Origin of the sequence: Micromonospora sp. WMMD710, from assembly GCF_029626045.1 — a bacterium.
In the GTDB taxonomy this organism is placed as follows: Bacteria; Actinomycetota; Actinomycetes; order Mycobacteriales; family Micromonosporaceae; genus Micromonospora.
In genome coordinates this window covers 3,257,514-3,275,675 of record NZ_JARUBD010000001.1, presented here as the reverse complement: position 1 = coordinate 3,275,675, position 18,162 = coordinate 3,257,514, and the positions used below count along the sequence as shown (strand labels likewise).

Here is an 18,162-nt window from a genome sequence, read left to right as displayed (position 1 = left end):
TCCTCCCCCTTCCGCCGTCAGTCGGTGAAGATCGACTTCTTCTGGTTCTCGATGGACGTGGTGAGCCCGCCGATGTCCTTGGGGTCCTTGATGAACTGCTGGAGCGCCGGGATGATCACCGTGGAGGCGAAGTCCGGCCGGGTGTCCCGGTCGAGGAACTGGGCGATCTCGGTGGCCGACCCGACCAGCTCGGCGGCCTTCTTCTGCAGCGCGGTGTAGCCGCTGACGTCGGCGCCGGTGTTGGCGACCAGGGTGGCCGGGTCGTTCTTCACGGTGATGTTCGCGGCGTCCTTGCCACCGAAGTACTCCAGCAGCTTGCGGGCGTTGTCCTCGTTCTTGGGCTTGCGGGCCATCATGTAGCCGTCGATCGGCGCGTCGAGCGCCTTGGCACCGATCGACGGGTCGATCTCGGGGAAGGTGAAGAAGTCGAGGTCGTCCTGCTCCTCGTTGGTGAACTGCTGGCCGACGAAGAGACCGAGCAGGTACATGCCGCTCTTCTTCTGCTGCAACGACTGCGCGGCTTCCTGCCAGGTGCGCCCGAGGCTGTCCGGCTGGTGCAGGGGGAGCAGGCCGGCCCAGGTGTCGAAGACCTTCTTGACCTTGTCGGAGGTCCAGGCCTCCTTGCCGGCCATCAGGTCGACGTGGAACTGGTAGCCGTTGATCCGCAGGTTGAGGATGTCGAAGGTGCCCATCGCCGGCCAGCCGTCCTTGTCGGCGAACGCGATCGGGGTGAGGCCGTCCTTCTTCATCTGCGCGCCGAGATTGGTGAACTCGGTGATGGTCTTCGGCGGCTGGTAGCCGTACTGCTGCCAGACCGACTTGCGGTAGAAGACCGCCCACGGGTAGTACGACGCCGGCACGAAGTACTGCTTGCCGTCGTCACCGGTGGACGCCTTCTTGAACGCGTCGGAGTAGCCGGAGAGCTTGCCCCACACGTCGCTGATGTCGCTGGCCAGGCCCTTCTGGGCGAAGAAGCGCATCCGGTAGCCGGCGAACCAGGTGAACACGTCGTCCGGCTTGCCCTGCAGGTAGTTGTTGATGTTTTCCTGGAACGTGTTGTGGTCGACCGTGTTCACCGCGACCTGCACACCGGACGAGGTCTTGAACCCGTCGGTGACCTTCGCGACGACGTCCTTGGGCTTCGGGTCGGACTGGTTCGAGCCGAGTGACACGTCCTTGGTGGACCCACCGGATCCGGAGTCGCCGCAGCCGGCGAGCAGGCCGGTGCCGAGCAGCGCGCCGGTGCCGGCGGCGCCGGCCAGCAACGAGCGTCGGTTGATGCCGGCGACGGAGGGCGGGACGAGCCGAGCCAGGTACTCGGCTTGGGAGCGGGGACGGGACATCTGTGCCTCCTGCGGATGAAGAGGTGCTACGCCCAAGGGCCATCAGGGGGTGGTGAAGGCAGGTCCAGCGTCGTGATCACCCATCGGGATCCACCGAGAATCCACATTGGCGAACACGAACGGCCATTGGGGCCTCAAGCTACCCCTCCGCAGGCCGCTGTCAAGAGGGCTGTTCGCCTCCGATAACCCAGTCGTGACACGGCTGTTACGTGGTAAACGTTGGAAAAGAACTGGATGTTGGAACCTGTTGACTTCCGTTGACCCTCCGGTGCACCCTCAGCTGTCATGCGGCGATGGCAGGGTGACAGCATCTTTTTCGGCGGCGACTACAACCCCGAGCAGTGGCCCGAGGAAACCTGGTCCGAGGACATCGAGCTGATGCGCCGGGCCGGGGTCAACCTGGTCTCCGTCGGCATCTTCTCCTGGGCACTGCTGGAGCCCACCCCGGGCCGGTTCGAGTTCGGTTGGCTGGACCGGGTCCTGGACCTCCTGCACGACGGTGGCATCCAGGTCGACCTGGCCACCGCCACCGCCAGCCCGCCACCGTGGCTGACCCGCGCCCACCCGGAGACCCTGCCCCGCCGGGCCGACGGCACGATCCTCTGGCCGGGCGGCCGGCAGGCGTACTGCCCCAGCTCCCCGGTGTTTCGCGAGCGGTCGCTGGAGCTGGTACGCGCGGTCGCCGGCCGGTACGCCGATCACCCCGCCGTAGTCATGTGGCACGTCTCCAACGAACTGGGCTGCCACAACGTGCACTGCTACTGCGACGTCAGCGCCGAGGCGTTCCGCGGCTGGCTGCGGGAACGCTATGGCGACCTCGACGGGCTCAACGACGCCTGGGGCACCGCCTTCTGGAGCCAGCGCTACGGCGACTGGGCCGAGATCAACCCGCCGCGCACGGTGACGGCCATCGCCAACCCCACCCAGCAGCTGGACTTCCTGCGCTTCTCCTCCGACGAGCAGCGCGCCCAACTGCGTGCCGAACGCGAGCTGCTGAAGACGATGGTCCGCCAGCCGGTGACCACGAACTTCATGGTCGGCATGGACATCAAGCACATGGACTACCACTCCTGGGCCCCCGATGTGGACCTCGTCTCCAACGACCACTACCTGACCGCCGCCGACCCGCAGGCGCAGCTCGGCCTGGCCCTCGCCGCCGACCACACCCGGGGCGTCGCCGGCGGCGACCCGTGGCTGCTGATGGAGCACTCCACCAGCGCGGTCAACTGGCAGCCGCGCAACGTGGCGAAGCTTCCCGGGCAGCTCCGCCGCAACAGCCTGGCGCACGTCGCCCGCGGCGCCGACGGGGTGCTGTTCTTTCAGTGGCGCGCCTCCCGGGCCGGCGCGGAGAAGTTCCACTCCGCGCTGGTGCCGCACGCCGGCCCGGACACCAAGGTCTTCCGCGAGGTCTGCCAGCTCGGTGCGAACCTCAAGGCCCTCGCGGAGGTACGCGGCAGCCGGGTGGACGCCGACGTCGCGATCCTGTTCGACTGGGAGGCGTGGTGGGGGGTCGAGTTGGATTCACACCCCAGCGTCGACGTCACCTACACCGACCGGCTCGCCGCCCTCTACGGCGCGCTGTGGCGAGCCGGCGTGACCGCCGACATCGTCCACCCGTCGGCCGACCTCAGCGGCTACCGCCTCGTTCTGGCACCGACCCTCTACCTGGTCCGCGACGCCGACGCCGAGGCACTGCACCGGTACGTGCAGGCCGGCGGCACCGCCGCGGTCACCTACTTCAGCGGCATCGTCGACGAGAACGACCACATCCGGCTGGGCGGCTACCCGGGCGCGTTCCGCGAGCTGCTCGGCGTACGGACCGAGGAGTTCTTCCCGCTGCGCGAGGGCGAGCAGGTGCGCCTCGACGACGGCAGCGTCGCCGACGTGTGGACCGAATGGCTGCACCCCGACGGCGCGGAGGTGCTGGCGTCGTACACCGATGGGCCCTTGCCGGGCGTGCCGGCGCTGACCCGGCACCGGGTCGGCGCGGGCGCCGCCTGGTACGTCGGCACCCGGCTGGACGAGCCGGCCACCGACCGGCTGGTCGCCCGGCTCGTCGACGAGGCCGGCGTCCGTCCGGCGGCGCCGGCGCCCTCCGGCGTGGAGGTGGTACGGCGGCGCGACGGTGAGCGGACCTGGCTGTTCGTCATCAACCACACCGAGGCGGAGGTACGAATCCCGGCGGCCGGCGTCGAGTTGTTGACCGGGGCGCGGTGTGCCGGTGAGCTGACCGTGCCGGCCGGTGAGGTGGCGGTCGTCCGTGAGGATCGGGTCTGATCCGCACGGCAGTCACGGCGCGAAGGAGGTTCCTCAGATGCTCGCCCAGCAGCGGCAGACCGCGATTCTCGATCTGATCCGCCAGCGTGGCGGCGTGCGGGTGAGTCACCTGGTCAGCCGGTTCGGCGTGTCCGACATGACGATCCGGCGTGACCTGGAGGTGCTGGCCGAACGCGGCCTGGTCGACAAGGTGCACGGCGGCGCGACCCTCGCCGGGCCGGGTTCGGCCGAGGAGCCAGGCTTCGCCGCGAAGTCGATCCGCCAGCAGGAGGAGAAGCGGGCCATCGCCGAGCGGGCGGCGCGCATGGTGGAGCCGGGGATGGCCATCGCGCTGTCCGCCGGCACCACCACGGCCGCGCTGGCCACGCTCCTGTCCGACGTACGCGGGCTGACCGTGGTGACCAACTCGATCCCGGTGGCCGACGCTCTTTATCAGAACCCGCGCGCCGACCAGACCGTCGTGTTGACCGGCGGCATCCGTACCCCGTCGGACGCGTTGACCGGGCCGGTCGCCGAGGCGGCGATCAGCGCGCTCAACGTCGACCTGCTGTTCCTCGGCGTGCACGGGCTCAGCCCACGCACCGGCTTCACCACCCCGAACCTGCTGGAGGCCGGCGTCAACCGCTGCCTCATCGGCGCCGCCCGCCGGCTCGTGGTGCTGGCCGACCACACCAAGTGGGAGACGATCGGCATCGCCACCATCGCCCCACTGGAGGCCGCCGACGTGCTGATCACCGACGGGGGGCTGCCGCCCGAGGCGCGCACCACGATCGGCGAACAGGTCGGCGAGTTGGTCATCGTGGAGCCATGACGCCCCTCATCTCGGCCGCCCGGCTTGCCTCCGCTTGCTGAGGTACGGCAACGCGAACAGGTACAGCCCGGTGAACAGGAGCAGGGCAAGGGGGAGGAGCGGCACGTAGGACACCCAGACGATGGGATCGTCCTGCGCCAGCGCGCCCTCTCGCCACCGAACTCGGGCCAAGATCCGAACAAGAACAGGGAAGTTGGCCCCTCAAGCGTCCTGGAGGCAGCAGTTTCCCGGAAACTGAGCGGATCTTGCCGGGGCGCGCGGGCCTAGGGGTCGTCGTTGAGCTGGCAGGGGCCGGGGTGGTCGGCCGGTAGGGTGCAGCGGCGGCGACCGGGCATGATCCGGTCGCAGAAGACCCAGTGGCGTACGTGCTGCGCGTCCTCGGCCGACACGGTGATGCCGCCCACGTCGACCTGCGGTGTGGAGGCCAGTGCACGGGCGAGCGTCCGCGCCAGGTCCAGTGCCCCGGCCAGGTCGGTGACCGCCACCGGCAGGTGGATGACATGCCAGGGCCGCTCCGTGTACGCCTCGACGGCGAACCGGGGCAACGGCGTGAAAAGCCCGCTGTACTGGTGCTCCCATCCCGGGCTCACGGTTGACGCCGCTCGGACCAGGCGCTCTGCCAGTCGCGCAGCGCCCGCTTCACCCGGGCGTTCTCCTCGCTGAGCCGAGCCACATCGTGGTGCAGCGTCGCCAGGTCGAGCGCGACCCGGTGCAGGAACCGCCGTACCTCCTGGGGGTCCAACCCGCGCCGGCCGAAGCCGACCACGGTGAACTGCCGGTCGCGGACCTGGCTCGGATGCAGTCGGGCCAGCCGAGCGCCGCCGTGCAGCGTGCCGTCGTAGAGCGTGCCTCGGGTCATTCATCACCTCACGAGTCGTCGACCGATGGGCGGGTCAGGGTCGCGAGGGCGCCCTTCGCCGTGGTAGTTATTCGTCAAGTCGGTTCGGAGCCGGGATTCGCGCATCCCGACGCTCTAGTTGAGACCCGACGAGAGCCGGTATGCGACTGCCACTCGCGAGGCCGTCTCTCGTCACCTTCTCGGCTGTTGGCACAGCCGCGGTTGCCGTGTTTGCACCGGGCGTCCCCGGGGGCCGGCGATCACCCTCACCCGAAGGCCACGCTTCCAGTGGCCTCGGTATTGGTGCAACGACACCAACGAAGTTCGTCATGAGGGATGTCATGAGAGGGGACCCATGCCCGGCAGACGTGAATCGTTCGTCCAGACATTGCGCGCACAGTGGCTCGGCCAGCAGATGCGGCAGTTGCGGGAACAGCGCGGCATCACCCTCAAGCAGGCGGGCGAATTCCTGGAGCGGGACTTCTCATCGATCGCCCGTTGGGAGCGCGCCGAGTGGCCGTTCCGCCGGGGAGTCGTCGTGTCGCTGCTCGATCTTTACGGCGAGCATGACGGACGCGAGCGGAGCCGCTTCATTCAGCTCGCCGAAGATGCCTGGCGGACGGATCGGTGGGACGACGACTACGACGAGTTGGTGGATGCCTCCTTCATCGATTTCCCCTGGTTGGAGACGAGGGCTGAGCACATCTGCTCGTGGGATGCATTCCTGATGCCGGGACTGATGCAGACGACGGCCTACGCGGAGGCAGTGATCCGCAATGCGGAGGGCGAGCAGGCAACGGATTTCTCGGTGAGCAAGTGGCTGCAATTGAGGATCGACCGTCAACGTGTGCTAACTCGCGAGCCTGCCGTTCGCGTAACGGCGATCATCGACGAAGGCGTTCTTCGTCGACCGGTCGGAAGCCCTGACGTGATGCGCGGCCAACTGCAACACCTCGCCGAGCTGATGCGGCAGCGGAACATCGACATCCGTGTACTGCCATCGAGGGTCGGCCTACATGCCGGTCTTGACGGCTCCTTTGTCCTCTTCCGGATGCCCAAGCCGTATCCCGAGGTCGCCTATGCCGAGACCCTGGGCGGGCGCCGATTCATGGAATCTCCGAAGTCGAAACGCTATGCGCTTGCGTACCATCGCCTCCAGGGTGTCGCGCTCGATCAGCGCGAGGCGGCCGAGCTGATCGCGACGATCACGGAGGAACTGCCATGAACGAAGCCTTGCCATCCGTGGCCTGGCACATCAGCACTCGGAGCAACAGCAACGGCGGGAGCTGCGTCGAAGCGGGGCCTGTTCTCGACGGGTCAGGTCGAGTGGCGGTGCGCGACAGCAAGGACCGCGCGGCAGCGACCCTCCTCTACGGCGCCCGCGGCTGGACCGCGTTCGTCAACGGGGTCAAGGACGGCACGTTCGCGCGCACCGATCCGTGATCGACTCGACATTGCCGAAGTGGGGGTGTCCCGGTCACGGTGATACCGCCACATCGGCGATATCGGGTTGATCAAGACCTGGCCGGCGGGCACCATCCCGGGCGTGGAGGCGCATGAGATCGCGGACCTGTTCGGCCGGGCGGTACGGCAGTTGCGTCGGACCGTCGAGCAGGGCGACTACGACGACGGCTCGGAGCTGCTTCGGCAGGCGGCCGGCTCGGGTGTGGCGGCCGTCCGGCTGGCGGTCGGACACCTCGCCGATCCGGACCGCGTGGTGCGCGCGGCGGCCTGCGACCTGCTCGGCTTCGCGAGTGACGTGCATGGGGACGACCTGCGCCGGGACGCCGCGACGGCCCTGATCTCGCTGGCCACGACCGAGGCCGATCCCGAGGTGCACTGGTCGATCGCGCGGGCCCTGGGTGCCACCTGCGATCCCCGCGCCCTGCCGACCCTGGTCACCCTCGCGAGTAGCGCCGACAGCGACGTACGGTTCCAGGTCGCGGTCGCGGTGCCGGCGGTCCTCGACGACCCGCCGGCCGACGCCGGCGCGGCGGTGTTGATCGACCTGTGCGCGGATCCCGACCCGACGGTGCGGGAGCGGGCCACCTTCGGTCTGGGCTGGGCGAGCACCGCCGACGGCGACGCCGTCCGGAGGGCACTGTGGGACCGCACCCACGACGTCGACCCGGAGGTACGCGCGGAAGGCACCCGAGGGCTGGCGCGGCGACGGGACGTGCGGGCGCTTCCACTGGTACGCGGGCTGCTCGCACAGGACGCGGTGCACACGTTCACCTTCCAGGCCGCCGCCTACCTGGCGGACCCGTCGTTGCTGCCGCTGCTGGACGGGTTCGATCCCACCGCGGCCGGTGTCGCCGAGGCGCTGCGCGAGTGTGACCCGGTGTGCCGTGGCCAGCGCGACGAGTCGGTGTGGCGGCTTTTCGACGCCGTCCATCGTCGCCGCCCCGATCTGCAGGTCACCGTCTTCGGGGAGCGTTGCGACCTCGGCCTGTACCTCGACGTCACCGACGGATCGGGCATCGCCGGCCACTGGTTCGCGGACGGGCTGCTGAGTCGGGCCGGCGGCGACCCGGACCATGCGGCCGAACTGGCGATCGAGGATCTGCGACGCTGATCGACTCGGGCTCGCTGGAACCGGGGGTGTCCCGGTCGTGGTGATGTCCCGGTTTCCAGGAACCCGAGTCGATCAAGGGCCGGAACGCGGGGCGCGGCGCTTCACAGCCACCTCACAGGGGCGCTGGATAGGGTGCCGGTCGAGTCAACGTCCGACTCCAGCCTGGAGCGGTCGGCGTCGCACAGGAGTTTCGATGGTCTTCAAGAAGATGTTGAGCGCGTTCGGCGTGGGCGGTCCGAGTGTGGACACCGTGCTGACCAACCCCAACACCCGGCCCGGCCTGACCCTCGACGGGCAGGTCAACCTCGTCGGCGGTGACGCCCCGGCGGCCATCGAGCAGGTGGTGATCGGCCTGGTCACCCGCGTCGAGGTCGAGGGACACGACACCGAGTACGCGGGCACCATGGAGTTTCACCGGATGGGCGTCAGCGGCGCGTTCGAGCTCGCCCCCAAGCAGCAGCTGTCGATTCCGTTCCGGCTGCCGGTGCCCTGGGAGACGCCGATCACCGACGTGTACGGCCAGCGCCTGCACGGCATGACGATGGGTCTGCGGACCGAGCTGTCCGTGGCCCGCGCGGTCGACAAGAGCGACCTCGACCAGGTGGCGGTGCACCCGCTGCCGGTGCACGAGCGGATCCTGGAGGCGTTCCAGCGCCTCGGTTTCCGGTTCAAGCACGCCGACCTGGAGCGTGGCCACATCCAGGGTGTCCAGCAGACGCTGCCGTTCTACCAGGAGATCGAGTTCTTCGCGTCCCCGCAGTACGCGAGCACGATCAACGAGGTCGAGCTGACCTTCGTGACCAACCAGTACGGCGTCGAGGTGATCCTGGAGTGTGACAAGCGCGGCGGTTTCCTCAGCGCCGGGCACGACGCGTTCGGCCGCTACCAGGTGTCGCACGCCGACGTCGACCGCGTCGACTGGGCGCAGGTCGTCGACGGTTGGCTGCGCGAAACCACGTCCCGCTACGGCAGCCTGCGCTCCCAGTACGGCCCGAGCTACGGCCACGGCCATGGGCACGGCGGCATGGGGGGCATGGGGGGCATGGTGGCCGGTGCCGCGCTCGGTGTCGCCGGCGGCATGATCGCCGGCGAACTGATCGAGGACGCGTTCGAGGGCGACTTCGGGGACTTCGGCGGCGACGAGTAAGCCGTCCACACACGACGGCAGTGGCCTCCGGGAGAACTCTCCCGGAGGCCACTGTTCACGCACGACGCGTCAGTGCTTGTTCCGCTCCCTGCCGGACCGGCGCGCCGAGCCTGCCTTCGACAGACCACGGCTGACCAGGTAACCACCGGTCAGGATGCTCAGGAACAGCCACGTCTGGCCCGGGTTGTTGATGTTCAACCCGTTGGCGGTGGTGCCCTTCCAGAACGCGGCGATCACCAGGAGCGCGACGGCAGCGGCGTAGACCCAGAATTCCGTCGTCAGGAACGCCTGCTTGGTCTCCGTACCCGGCGACGGCATCGGGTCTCGGTGCCCGTCCCGCATGGCCGGCATCTGCTGCGTGTCCCGCATCATCGCCGGATTCTGCGGGTCGTTCATCGGCCGGTTCATCGGCCGGGTGGAAGCAGCCTGCGTGCTCATCTGGTCCTCCTCAGGATGCGATGAGTCGTACCTGCATTCCCTCGCCCCGCTACCGCGTTTCGGCCACGGCACGGTTCGCATTCACGGCGGGGACACCCCCCGACTACCCGAGGCCGCTGAGCAGGTAACACCGACCGCCGGCCGAAAATCTGTCCGGCCGGCGGTCGGGTCGGCGCGTCAGCGCAGGCCGTTGCGGATCGCCACGCTCACCAGGAGGTCCGGGTCGTCGGTGATGATGCCGTCCACACCGAGGTCGATGACCCGCTGCATCACCGTCGCGTCATCGACGGTGTACGGGATCACCTTCAGGTCGTAGCGCGTCTGAAGGGTCCGCACGTCCGGTCCGTGGAAGTACGCCGGGTTCTCCCGCAGGTACCAGTCGGCCGAGGCGACCGTGCCCTGCTTCGGGTCGTGCACCTGCCAGTTGGCCGACACCGTGCCCGCACCGGCGGCCCGGGTCAGCTTGCCCAGGTCCTGGTACTTCCACCAGTCCAGCCCACCGGTCCACGGGCTCTTCACCGACGGGTTGCCGTACACCGCCTCCAGGGAGCACTCGTCGGCGAGGGTGGCGCACTCGGCCGGACCGTACTGCCAGACCAGGCCGACCGTACCGATCCGCCGGTCGAGCTGCCGGGCGTACGTGATGGTGCGCCAGTCGAACGACTGGATGGTGGCCCGGCTGGTGAAGCCGGCCCGCTGGATCGCGTCGACGAGCTTGCGGGTGAAGCTGCGGTACGGCTCGGTGTCGTTCTCCACCGGGCTGATCTTCGTCTCGATGTTCATCCCGATGTCGCTGCGGCCACTCGCCTTCACCAGGGCGAAGACCTCGTCCAGGGTCGGGATCCGGGCACCCGGGGCGGGCACCTGCGCGGGCAGTTCGGGCAGCGTCTTCGTGCCGCAGTCGACGGTCTTGAGCTGCGCCAGGGTCAGCTCGTGCACCGGCTTGCCCACGTACGGGAACGTCCGGTCGCCGGGGCGTACCGGGGCGGTGTCGACGCAGTGCGACCCGTTGACGGTGCGGTCGTGCAGCACCACGAGCTGCCCGTCGGCGGTCACGCCGGTGTCCAGTTCCAGCGTGGAGATGGCGCGGTTGGCGAGCGCGTTCGCGAACGCCGGCAGCGTGTTCTCCGGGCGGGTGGCCCGACCGCCGCGGTGCGCCTGGATGTCGAACGGCGCGGCGTACGCCTTCGGCAGCCGGTAACCGCGCTGCGCCAACAGAGCGCGCAGCCGGTCCGGGTAGTCGGTGATGATGCCGTCCACGCCGTCGTCGATCAGCTTGGCCATGGTCGGCAGGTCGTCGACCGTCCACGGAATCACCTTGATCCCGTAGCGGTGTGCCTGGGCGACCATCTCCTTGGTGACGTACGGCTTGTAGCCGGGGTCGGTGACCGTGCCGTTCTGCGGCATGCCGTGCACCGGTGAGAAGGCGCTGCCGCCGAAGCTGCGGATCGCCTTGATCGGGTCACCGCCGAAGTCGTCGATGTCCAGCCCACCCAGCCACGGCGAGGCGCCCGGCTGGCCGGTCTGGAGGAAGTCGTAGTTGGTCAGGGCGACCAACGGCAGCTTCGGCTCGACCTGGCGCATACGCATCAGCGCGCCCCAGTCGAAGCTCTGGATGGTGACCTGCTTCAGCAGCCCGGCGGCGCGGATCTCCGCCGCGGTCACCCGGACGAACTGCTCGCGGGGCGCGGTCTCGGTCGGCGCGCCGGCCTCCACCTTGGTTTCGACGTTGAGCTTCACGTCCTTCGCCTGGTACCGGTTCACCAGGGCGAACACCTCACGCAGCAGCGGCATCCGGGCACCCGGAACGGCGAGCTGGCCGGGCTTGTCGGCGAGGGTCTTCGACCCGCAGTCCAGCGAGCGCACCTGGGCCAGCGTGAGCGTGTTGATGTACTTCCCGACGTACGGGTACTCCGGGTCGCCCACCGTCACGGGGGCGGTGTCGACGCACTTGGCGCCGCTGATCTTGCGGTCGTGGGTGACGACGGCCTGGCCGTCCTCGGTGATCTGCACGTCCAGTTCGAGGGTGCTCACCCCGAGTTGGAGGGCGTTGCCGAAGGAGGCAAGGGTGTTCTCCACGCGCAATCCGAGGCCGCCGCGGTGGGCCTGCACGTCGAATGTCCGGTCCGGTCGCGGCTTCGCCTGGGCGGGCACCGCGAGCCCAGTCGTCACCGTCGCGGCCACCAGGGCCGCGACGGCGGTACGGCGTACTGTGCGCACGCTGTCTTCCCCTCCTGCCGGCGGGCGTCTCCCACCGGTCGCCGGCCAGCATGGACAGCTTCGGCGGCGGGCAGGCGGCCAGCGGGCGGCGCGACGGTGAACCGGGGTGGACGACCTCCCGGCCGGCGCGGGTTTGGTCGGCCGGTGGCCGGGCACGCAGTCAGTTCCACAGCTTCTGCGAGGTGATGGACGTGCGTGAGGACGACATGCGGCAGGAAGCCGCCCGCCGGGCGGAGAACCGGATCGCCAGCGGCGTGTACGGCGAGGGTGCCCTCGATGAGGTGACGGTGCCCCGCACCGATGTGGAGAGCCAGAATCAGCGTGACGACTCGTTCGACCCGGCACGCGAGCGGATCGACCCGCAGGTGCTGCGCGACGGCGGCCCCGTCGGCGGTCAGGGCGCGGTGACCACGACCGGTGGCACGGCCGGCCCGGCGAGTGTGCGGCGGGTGGCCCGGCAGCCGGAGCGGCACCCGGGCAAGGTCGCACCGACCACGACCGGCGACGCCACCACCGGCGGTCTGAGCACCCCGACGGGTGGAGGCACCAGCGACCAGTCCACCTCCGCACCGGAACCAGCCAAGTCCATCCGAGACCGCGCCACCGACTGACCACCCCGGCGCCCTCCCCGCGTGATCATGAGGTTGACGTGGCGATCGGAGATCACACTCCACGTCAACCTCATGATCGACTGCTGAGTCCGGGTCAGGGCCGGGGTTAGGGTTGGGTTTGGGGGCGCAGGATGCCCAGGCGTTGGGTGGCGCGGGTCAGCGCCACGTACAGGTCGCTGCGGCCTCTCGGGGACTCGGCGACCATCCGGTCCGGGTCGACGACCAGCACCGAGTCGAACTCCAGACCCTTGGCCTGCGCGACGGTCAGCACGACCACCCTGCTCTCCAACTCCGGATGCTCGCCCACGGCGGCCTCCGGCAGCGCGGCGGTCAGCGCGGCGCCCAACTCGTCCACCCGGCCGGCCGGCACGATCACGCCCAGCCGACCCTCGGCCAGGCCGGCGGCCTCCCGGGTGGCCGCCGCCACCAACTCCGCCGCCAACTGCCCGTCGGGCACCGCACGGTCCCACGGGGGTACGCCGCTCTCCCGCACCGAGCGCGGCGGCCGCAGCCCCGGGTCGATCTCCGCCAGCACGTCGGCGGCGACCGCCATGATCTCGGCCGGGGTGCGGTAGCTGACCGTCAGCTCGGTCAGCCGCCACCGCTGCGCCACGTACGGCGCGAGGGCCTCCGCCCAGGACGGGGTGCCGCTGAGCGCGCCGGTCTGCGCGACGTCCCCGACGATGGTCATCGAGCGGCTCGGGCAGCGGCGCATCAGCAGCCGCCACGCCATCGGCGACAGCTCCTGCGCCTCGTCCACGATGACGTGGCCGAACGCCCACCTCCGGTCGGCGGCGGCACGCTGCGCGGTGGTGAGCCGGTCGGCCTCCTCCTGCCGTTCCAGCAGCCGGTCGGCGTCGATCAGGTCGGTCACGCCGAGGATCTCGCCACCTTCGGCCTCGTCCTCGACGTCGATCGAGCGGGAACCGCGGGCGATTTCGAGGACGCCCTCGGCGTACTCGCGTTCCAACCGGCGGATCCGGTCGCGACGGGCGGCGGCGGCCCGCTCGTCCTCGCCGAGCAGTTCGGCGGCCTCGTCCAGCAGCGGTACGTCGGCCGGCGTCCAACCACCCGGCTCACGGTGCAGCAGCGCCCGCTCGTCATCGGTGAGCGTCGGCGCGGCGGCCGCGATCCGCTCCGGGTCGGCGTACAGGTCGGCGAGCAGGCGCTGCGGGGTGAGCACCGGCCACAGCCGGTCGAGGGTGGCCTTCACCTCGGGTTCGTCGCGCAGTTCCCGGCGGATCTCGGCCCGGTCGGCCTCGTCGAGCAGGTTGTCGCCGCCCAGCGGGTCGGCGCCGATGCGTTCGGCGACCTGGTCGGCGAGCGCGTGCACGATCTCCACGTCGAACAGCGCGCGGGCCAGGTTGTGCGGCCGCTCGGTGCGGCGTACCCGGTCGCGGGCGGTGCGCACGGTCTCCGGGTCGAGGGTCAGCGCTTCCCGCTCCACCTCGATCTCCAGCGGCTCGTCCGGCACCCACTGCCGGTCCCGTACGGCCGACGCCAGCACCTCGGCCAGCACGGCCCGACCCTTGAGCGCGGCGGTCGCGGCCGGTTCGGTCCGTTGGGCGCTCACCCCGGGGAAGAGATCACCCTGGGTACGCAGCAGCACGCCGGTCTCGGCCAGCGTCGGCAGCACCTGGGAGATGTAGCGCAGGAAGGTCGCGTTCGGACCGACCAGCAGCACACCGCGGCTGGAGAGTTCCCGCCGGTGCGTGTAGAGCAGGTACGCCGCCCGGTGCAGCGCCACCGCGGTCTTGCCGGTGCCGGGGCCGCCCTGGACCACCATCACGCCCGGCAGGTCGGCGCGGATGATCCCGTCCTGCTCGGCCTGGATGGTCTCGACGATGTCGCGCATCCGCCCGGTGCGCCCGGCGTTGAGGGCGGCGAGCAGGGACGCCTCACCGGTCAGCTCCTCGTGCGCGCCGGGGGAGGCGGTGTCGATGTCGAGCACCTCGTCGTTGAGCCCGGTCACCTTCCGCTGGCGGGTCCGCAGGTGCCGGCGGCGGCGTACGCCCTGCGGGTTGGCGGCGGTGGCGAGGTAGAACGGGCGGGCGGCGGGGGCCCGCCAGTCCATCAGGAGCGGGTCGTAGTCACCGCTGGTGTCGAAGATGCCGATCCGGCCGATGTAGCGGCGGGAGTCGTCGTCGCCGTCCAGCCGGCCGAAACAAAGGCCGTTCTCCACGGCGGAGAACTGTTCGACCTGGTCGGCGTACATGGCTACCGAGCTGTCGCGCTGGGAGCGGTCCTGCAGGGTGCCGCCGGTGCTGCGCAGCTCGTCGGTCAGCCGGTTGGCGGCCTGCTCACGCAGCCCGTCCAGCCGGTCGTAGAGCATCGAGACGTACTCCTGCTCGCGGCCGATCTCGTCGTCGAGCGGCAATTCACCGGAACCGCCGGAGTGCCTTGACAAGCCGTCTCCCTAAAGATTAGAATCCTTTGCAGGAACGGCTTTAGGCCGTTCTTTTTTGTGCCCTCGAATTGTTGAAGATAGCGCGTTCCGCGGGCACTCACCAAGCCAGACGGGCCGACGCGCGGCCCACACACGGCGAAACGCCGGGCCGACCGTCAGGTCGACCCGGCGCGAACACCGCGGAGATCAGCCGCGGGCGACCTGGTAGAGCCGCTCCGGCGTGACCGCTCCGGCGAGCACCCGACCGTCGTCGGTGAGCAGCACACTGAACAGCTTGCCGGTGAGCAGCCGACCGCTGCCCCAGTCGCCGCTGACCGCCGGCAGACCGCCGAGCAGCTTCGACACGTCGGGTGCGTCGCCGGCCGGCTTCGCGTCGGCCGGCTTGCCGCCGAGCGCCCCGTCGACGCGGGCGACCAGCACGGTGGTCCAGCCGGAGCCGACGGCGCGTACCTTCGGGTCCCCGGTCGGCGCGGCGTGCTCGGGCTTACCGGCGGCGGACCGCTCGGCGCTCTCCTCCTTGACGGTCACCGCGGGCGGCGGGTTGAACGTGAACTGGTCGGCATCGGGACGCCGGTAGTCGACCTGCGTGAACGCCACCTCGAAGGCCGGCTGGTCGCTGCCCTTGGCGAGCACCTCGAAGCGCAGCGGCACGTGCTGCCTGGCGTCGATGGCGATCCGCAGCTGGTGCACCAGCGAGTCGCGGTCGCGCGGCTGGAGCACCAGCTCGTACGCGTCCCGGCCGGCGACGGTGGCCGACCGGCCAACGCTGACCTCGGTGCTGGGGTTGATCGCGCCCAACGCCAGGTCGGCGGCCTCCTGCGGGGTGGCCGGCAGGTTCGTTCCCGCCTCCGGGGCCCGCTTCTCGGCGGCGTCGGCGCCCAGCGTGCGGTGGCTGGCGGTGTTGGATCGGCTCTGCCACGTCCACAGGTCCCGACCGTTGCGGACCACGTCCCGCTCGCCCAGGGTGTCCAGCAGCGCGACCCGCTGCCGCTCCGGCCCCGAGTACCAGACCCGCAGCGTGTGCGTACCGGTCAGCAGGGTGGTGGCGTCGTTGCCGCCGGCCAGGCCGAGAAGTGGCGGCAGGCCGAGGTCGGCGCGCTGCACGACGGTGCCGGACAACCCCTCCAGCCGGGAGGTCTGCAGATCGACCAGGAGCTGGGCGGCGGTACGCGGCGGCAGGCTCGGTTCGGCCTCGGCGGCGAACGTGCCGATGGCCGCGCCGCCGCCGATGACGGCCACGGCGGCGGTCGCCGGAACCAGCCAGCGCAGGACGGGACGGCTTCTCAGAACGGACATGGTGGCACCTCCTGCGCATCATCCTGCCCGGTCGAGGCTGTGAACGTGCTGAGGACGCGGAACCGTGGTCATTGACCCGGGTGGCACCCTTGAGCCGTGCGGTTGCTGGTGGTGGAGGACGAGGCCCGGTTGGCGGCTGCCCTGCAACGCGGGTTGCAGGCGGAGGGGTTCGCGGTGGATGTCGCGGCGACCGGCCCGGCCGGCCTGGACGCGGCCCGGCACGGCGGGTACGACGCGATGATCCTCGACGTGATGCTGCCCGGCCTCTCCGGCTACGAGCTGGTCCGGCGGCTGCGGGCGGAGCAGCACTGGCTGCCGGTGCTGATGCTGTCCGCCAAGGACGGCGAGTACGACCAGGCCGACGGCCTGGACTGCGGCGCCGACGACTACCTGACCAAGCCCTTCTCGTACGTCGTGCTGCTGGCTCGCCTGCGGGCGTTGCTGCGCCGGGGTGCCCCGGAACGCCCGACGGTGCTCGCGGTCGGCGATCTGCGGCTGGACCCGGCGCGGCGGCGGGTCACCCGGGCTGACGCCGAGGTGACGCTGACCGCGCGGGAGTACGCGTTGCTGGACTACCTGATGCGCCGGCCCGGCCAGGTGGTCTCCAAGATCGAGCTGTTGGACCACGTCTGGGACGCCAGCGTCGAGACCGCGCCGAACGCCGTCGAGGTCTACGTCGGCTACCTGCGCCGCAAGCTCGGCCGGGACCGGCTGGAGACGGTGCGGGGCGCCGGTTACCGGCTGGCGACATGACCGGCGCCGGCCGGCCGTGGCGGGGTCGGCTGCCGGTGCTGGGGCTGCGGGGGCGGCTCATGGCGATCGGGGTGTTCGGCCTCGCGGTCGGGTTGGCGCTCGGCGGGGTGGTGCTGCTCGGCGCGCTCGGCTTCGTGCTGCAACGGACCGTCGACACCGAGGCGTTCCGGACCGCCGACGCGGTCGCGCTGCTCGCCGCCGAGGACGCGCTGCCCGATCCGCTGCCGGTGGCCGGCGGGCAGGTCCGCGTCCAGGTCATCGACGCGCAGGGACGCATCCGGGCCGCCTCCATCGACGCGGACCGGCTGGTGCCGATGGTCCGGCCGCAGCGACTGGACCCGGGCCGCCGGCAACGGCTGGAGGTGCCGGCGGAACGGGTCGGGCTGGCCGGGCCGGTCCGGGTGGTCACCGTGCCCGCCGGTACGGCCGCCGATCCGCTGACCGTGCTGGTGGCCCGTTCGATGGCCGACGTGCGGCACAGCACACACGTGGTCCGGGTCATCCTGCTGGTGGCGTTCCCGCTGCTGGTGGCGGTGCTCGCCGGGGTGGCGTGGCGGGTGGTGGGCGCGACGCTGCGGCCGGTGGAGGCGCTGCGCCGGGGAGCCGAGGAGATCACCGGACGGGCCGGGACCGGTCGACTGCCGGTGCCCGCCTCGGCCGACGAGATCCACCGGCTGGCGGTCACCCTCAACGGCATGCTGGCCCGGTTGGAGTCCGCCCGGGCGCGGCAGCGGGCGTTCGTCTCCGACGCGGCGCACGAGCTGCGCAGCCCGCTGACGAACATCCGGACCGAGCTGGAGGTGGCCCAGCGGCTCGCCGACCGGACCGACTGGACGACGGTGACCGGGAACCTGCTCGCCGACACCGAGCGGCTGAGTCGCCTGGTCGACGACCTGCTCCTGCTGGCCCGTCTGGACGAGGCGCCGCAGGCCCGCGGCACCGGCCCGGTGGAACTGGGCGGGTTGCTGACCGAGGTCGCCGCCCGCTATCCGTCGCCGCCCGTGCGCGTGCTGCCGCCGACCGGCCCGCTCTGGACGCTCGGCAACGTCGACGAGTTGCGCCGCGTGGTGGCCAATCTGGTCGACAACGCGGTCCGGCACGCGCGCGGCAGCGTCCTGCTCGCGGCCGAGACGACGCCGCCGGCCGGCACCGGCCGGGGCGGTGCTCCCTCCGGTGCGTACCACCTGGTGACGGTGACCGACGACGGCCCGGGCATCCCGGTGATCGACCGGGAGCGGGTCTTCGACCGGTTCACCCGGCTCGACGACGGCCGGGCCCGCGACGACGGAGGTGCCGGTCTCGGCCTGGCCATCGTGCGTGAGCTGGTACGCCGCGCCGGCGGCGGCATCACCCTGACCGACGCGGACGGCCAGCGACCGGGGTTGCGGGTGTGCCTACTGCTGCCGGCGCTGCCGGCCGGGGACGGTGACGACCCTCGCTGACGGA

16 protein-coding genes are annotated in these 18,162 nt (G+C 70.8%); 9 read left to right on the top strand and 7 right to left on the bottom strand.

Going from position 1 to position 18,162, the window contains the following annotated elements; all coding sequences use genetic code 11:
• Window positions 1-17 precede the first annotated feature (17 nt).
• A complete protein-coding gene (locus O7620_RS14990; protein WP_278123510.1) occupies window positions 18-1,343 on the bottom strand; it encodes an ABC transporter substrate-binding protein in 1,326 nt (441 codons plus the stop codon).
• Window positions 1,344-1,628: 285 nt separating this feature from the next.
• On the opposite strand from O7620_RS14990, the gene O7620_RS14985 reads away from it, so the two are divergent.
• The gene (locus O7620_RS14985) at window positions 1,629-3,620 is read left to right on the top strand and encodes a beta-galactosidase (RefSeq protein WP_278123509.1); all 1,992 of its coding nucleotides are present in this window, start codon (window positions 1,629-1,631) and stop codon (window positions 3,618-3,620) included.
• A gap of 37 nt (window positions 3,621-3,657) precedes the next feature.
• Window positions 3,658-4,431 carry a DeoR/GlpR family DNA-binding transcription regulator gene (locus O7620_RS14980; RefSeq protein ID WP_278123508.1) on the top strand — a complete coding sequence of 258 codons (774 nt, stop codon included), beginning with the start codon at window positions 3,658-3,660 and terminating at the stop codon, window positions 4,429-4,431.
• 263 nt (window positions 4,432-4,694) lie between these two features.
• Here O7620_RS14980 and O7620_RS14975 read toward each other — a convergent pair whose 3' ends face one another.
• Complete coding sequence (locus O7620_RS14975) at window positions 4,695-4,976, bottom strand: hypothetical protein (RefSeq protein WP_278127009.1); 282 nt, start codon at window positions 4,974-4,976, stop codon at window positions 4,695-4,697.
• Between the two features lie 41 nt (window positions 4,977-5,017).
• Window positions 5,018-5,290: a DivIVA domain-containing protein gene (locus tag O7620_RS14970; protein WP_151491209.1), complete on the bottom strand. Its 273-nt coding sequence runs from the start codon at window positions 5,288-5,290 to the stop codon at window positions 5,018-5,020.
• Window positions 5,291-5,624: 334 nt separating this feature from the next.
• Here O7620_RS14970 and O7620_RS14965 point away from each other — a divergent pair, with 334 nt between their 5' ends.
• The 4 genes from O7620_RS14965 (at window position 5,625) to O7620_RS14950 (ending at window position 8,991) form a co-directional block, all read left to right on the top strand.
• Window positions 5,625-6,494 carry a helix-turn-helix transcriptional regulator gene (locus O7620_RS14965; protein ID WP_278123507.1) on the top strand — a complete coding sequence of 290 codons (870 nt, stop codon included), beginning with the start codon at window positions 5,625-5,627 and terminating at the stop codon, window positions 6,492-6,494.
• On the top strand, window positions 6,491-6,712 hold the full coding sequence (locus O7620_RS14960; RefSeq protein ID WP_151491211.1) for a DUF397 domain-containing protein: 222 nt from the start codon (window positions 6,491-6,493) through the stop codon (window positions 6,710-6,712). The genes O7620_RS14965 and O7620_RS14960 overlap by 4 nt, the downstream gene beginning before the upstream one ends.
• Before the next feature lie 103 nt (window positions 6,713-6,815).
• Window positions 6,816-7,844: a HEAT repeat domain-containing protein gene (locus O7620_RS14955; RefSeq protein WP_278123506.1), complete on the top strand. Its 1,029-nt coding sequence runs from the start codon at window positions 6,816-6,818 to the stop codon at window positions 7,842-7,844.
• Window positions 7,845-8,037: 193 nt separating this feature from the next.
• Entirely contained in the window at window positions 8,038-8,991 is a 954-nt protein-coding gene (locus tag O7620_RS14950) for a sporulation protein (RefSeq protein WP_278123505.1), read from the top strand.
• A gap of 69 nt (window positions 8,992-9,060) precedes the next feature.
• Here O7620_RS14950 and O7620_RS14945 read toward each other — a convergent pair whose 3' ends face one another.
• Together O7620_RS14945 and O7620_RS14940 are read right to left on the bottom strand one after the other, a co-directional pair.
• Window positions 9,061-9,429: a hypothetical protein gene (locus tag O7620_RS14945; protein ID WP_278123504.1), complete on the bottom strand. Its 369-nt coding sequence runs from the start codon at window positions 9,427-9,429 to the stop codon at window positions 9,061-9,063.
• A gap of 177 nt (window positions 9,430-9,606) precedes the next feature.
• The gene (locus O7620_RS14940) at window positions 9,607-11,649 is read right to left on the bottom strand and encodes a glycerophosphodiester phosphodiesterase family protein (RefSeq protein ID WP_278123503.1); all 2,043 of its coding nucleotides are present in this window, start codon (window positions 11,647-11,649) and stop codon (window positions 9,607-9,609) included.
• A gap of 191 nt (window positions 11,650-11,840) precedes the next feature.
• Here O7620_RS14940 and O7620_RS14935 point away from each other — a divergent pair, with 191 nt between their 5' ends.
• Window positions 11,841-12,260: a hypothetical protein gene (locus O7620_RS14935; RefSeq protein ID WP_278123502.1), complete on the top strand. Its 420-nt coding sequence runs from the start codon at window positions 11,841-11,843 to the stop codon at window positions 12,258-12,260.
• 106 nt (window positions 12,261-12,366) lie between these two features.
• On the opposite strand, the gene O7620_RS14930 is transcribed toward O7620_RS14935, so the two are convergent.
• Together O7620_RS14930 and O7620_RS14925 are read right to left on the bottom strand one after the other, a co-directional pair.
• Window positions 12,367-14,592 (bottom strand): ATP-binding domain-containing protein, encoded by a 2,226-nt coding sequence (locus tag O7620_RS14930; RefSeq protein WP_278127008.1) that lies wholly within the window; start codon window positions 14,590-14,592, stop codon window positions 12,367-12,369.
• Between the two features lie 261 nt (window positions 14,593-14,853).
• Window positions 14,854-15,963 (bottom strand): sigma-E factor regulatory protein RseB domain-containing protein, encoded by a 1,110-nt coding sequence (locus O7620_RS14925; protein ID WP_278123501.1) that lies wholly within the window; start codon window positions 15,961-15,963, stop codon window positions 14,854-14,856.
• Window positions 15,964-16,059: 96 nt separating this feature from the next.
• Here O7620_RS14925 and O7620_RS14920 point away from each other — a divergent pair, with 96 nt between their 5' ends.
• Together O7620_RS14920 and O7620_RS14915 are read left to right on the top strand one after the other, a co-directional pair.
• The gene (locus O7620_RS14920) at window positions 16,060-16,716 is read left to right on the top strand and encodes a response regulator transcription factor (protein ID WP_151491219.1); all 657 of its coding nucleotides are present in this window, start codon (window positions 16,060-16,062) and stop codon (window positions 16,714-16,716) included.
• Window positions 16,713-18,158: an ATP-binding protein gene (locus tag O7620_RS14915; RefSeq protein ID WP_278123500.1), complete on the top strand. Its 1,446-nt coding sequence runs from the start codon at window positions 16,713-16,715 to the stop codon at window positions 18,156-18,158. The genes O7620_RS14920 and O7620_RS14915 overlap by 4 nt, the downstream gene beginning before the upstream one ends.
• The last annotated feature ends 4 nt before the right edge of the window (window positions 18,159-18,162 follow it).

Bases quoted from the DNA above. Each gene is read 5' to 3' on its own strand.
- O7620_RS14990 (WP_278123510.1), bottom strand. From the start codon at position 1,343: ATGTCCCGTCCCCGCTCCCAAGCCGAGTACCTGGCTCGGCTCGTCCCG.
- O7620_RS14985 (WP_278123509.1), top strand. From the start codon at position 1,629: ATGCGGCGATGGCAGGGTGACAGCATCTTTTTCGGCGGCGACTACAAC.
- O7620_RS14980 (WP_278123508.1), top strand. From the start codon at position 3,658: ATGCTCGCCCAGCAGCGGCAGACCGCGATTCTCGATCTGATCCGCCAG.
- O7620_RS14970 (WP_151491209.1), bottom strand. From the start codon at position 5,290: ATGACCCGAGGCACGCTCTACGACGGCACGCTGCACGGCGGCGCTCGG.
- O7620_RS14965 (WP_278123507.1), top strand. From the start codon at position 5,625: ATGCCCGGCAGACGTGAATCGTTCGTCCAGACATTGCGCGCACAGTGG.
- O7620_RS14960 (WP_151491211.1), top strand. From the start codon at position 6,491: ATGAACGAAGCCTTGCCATCCGTGGCCTGGCACATCAGCACTCGGAGC.
- O7620_RS14950 (WP_278123505.1), top strand. From the start codon at position 8,038: ATGGTCTTCAAGAAGATGTTGAGCGCGTTCGGCGTGGGCGGTCCGAGT.
- O7620_RS14945 (WP_278123504.1), bottom strand. From the start codon at position 9,429: ATGAGCACGCAGGCTGCTTCCACCCGGCCGATGAACCGGCCGATGAAC.
- O7620_RS14930 (WP_278127008.1), bottom strand. From the start codon at position 14,592: ATGCTCTACGACCGGCTGGACGGGCTGCGTGAGCAGGCCGCCAACCGG.
- O7620_RS14925 (WP_278123501.1), bottom strand. From the start codon at position 15,963: ATGTCCGTTCTGAGAAGCCGTCCCGTCCTGCGCTGGCTGGTTCCGGCG.
- O7620_RS14915 (WP_278123500.1), top strand. From the start codon at position 16,713: ATGACCGGCGCCGGCCGGCCGTGGCGGGGTCGGCTGCCGGTGCTGGGG.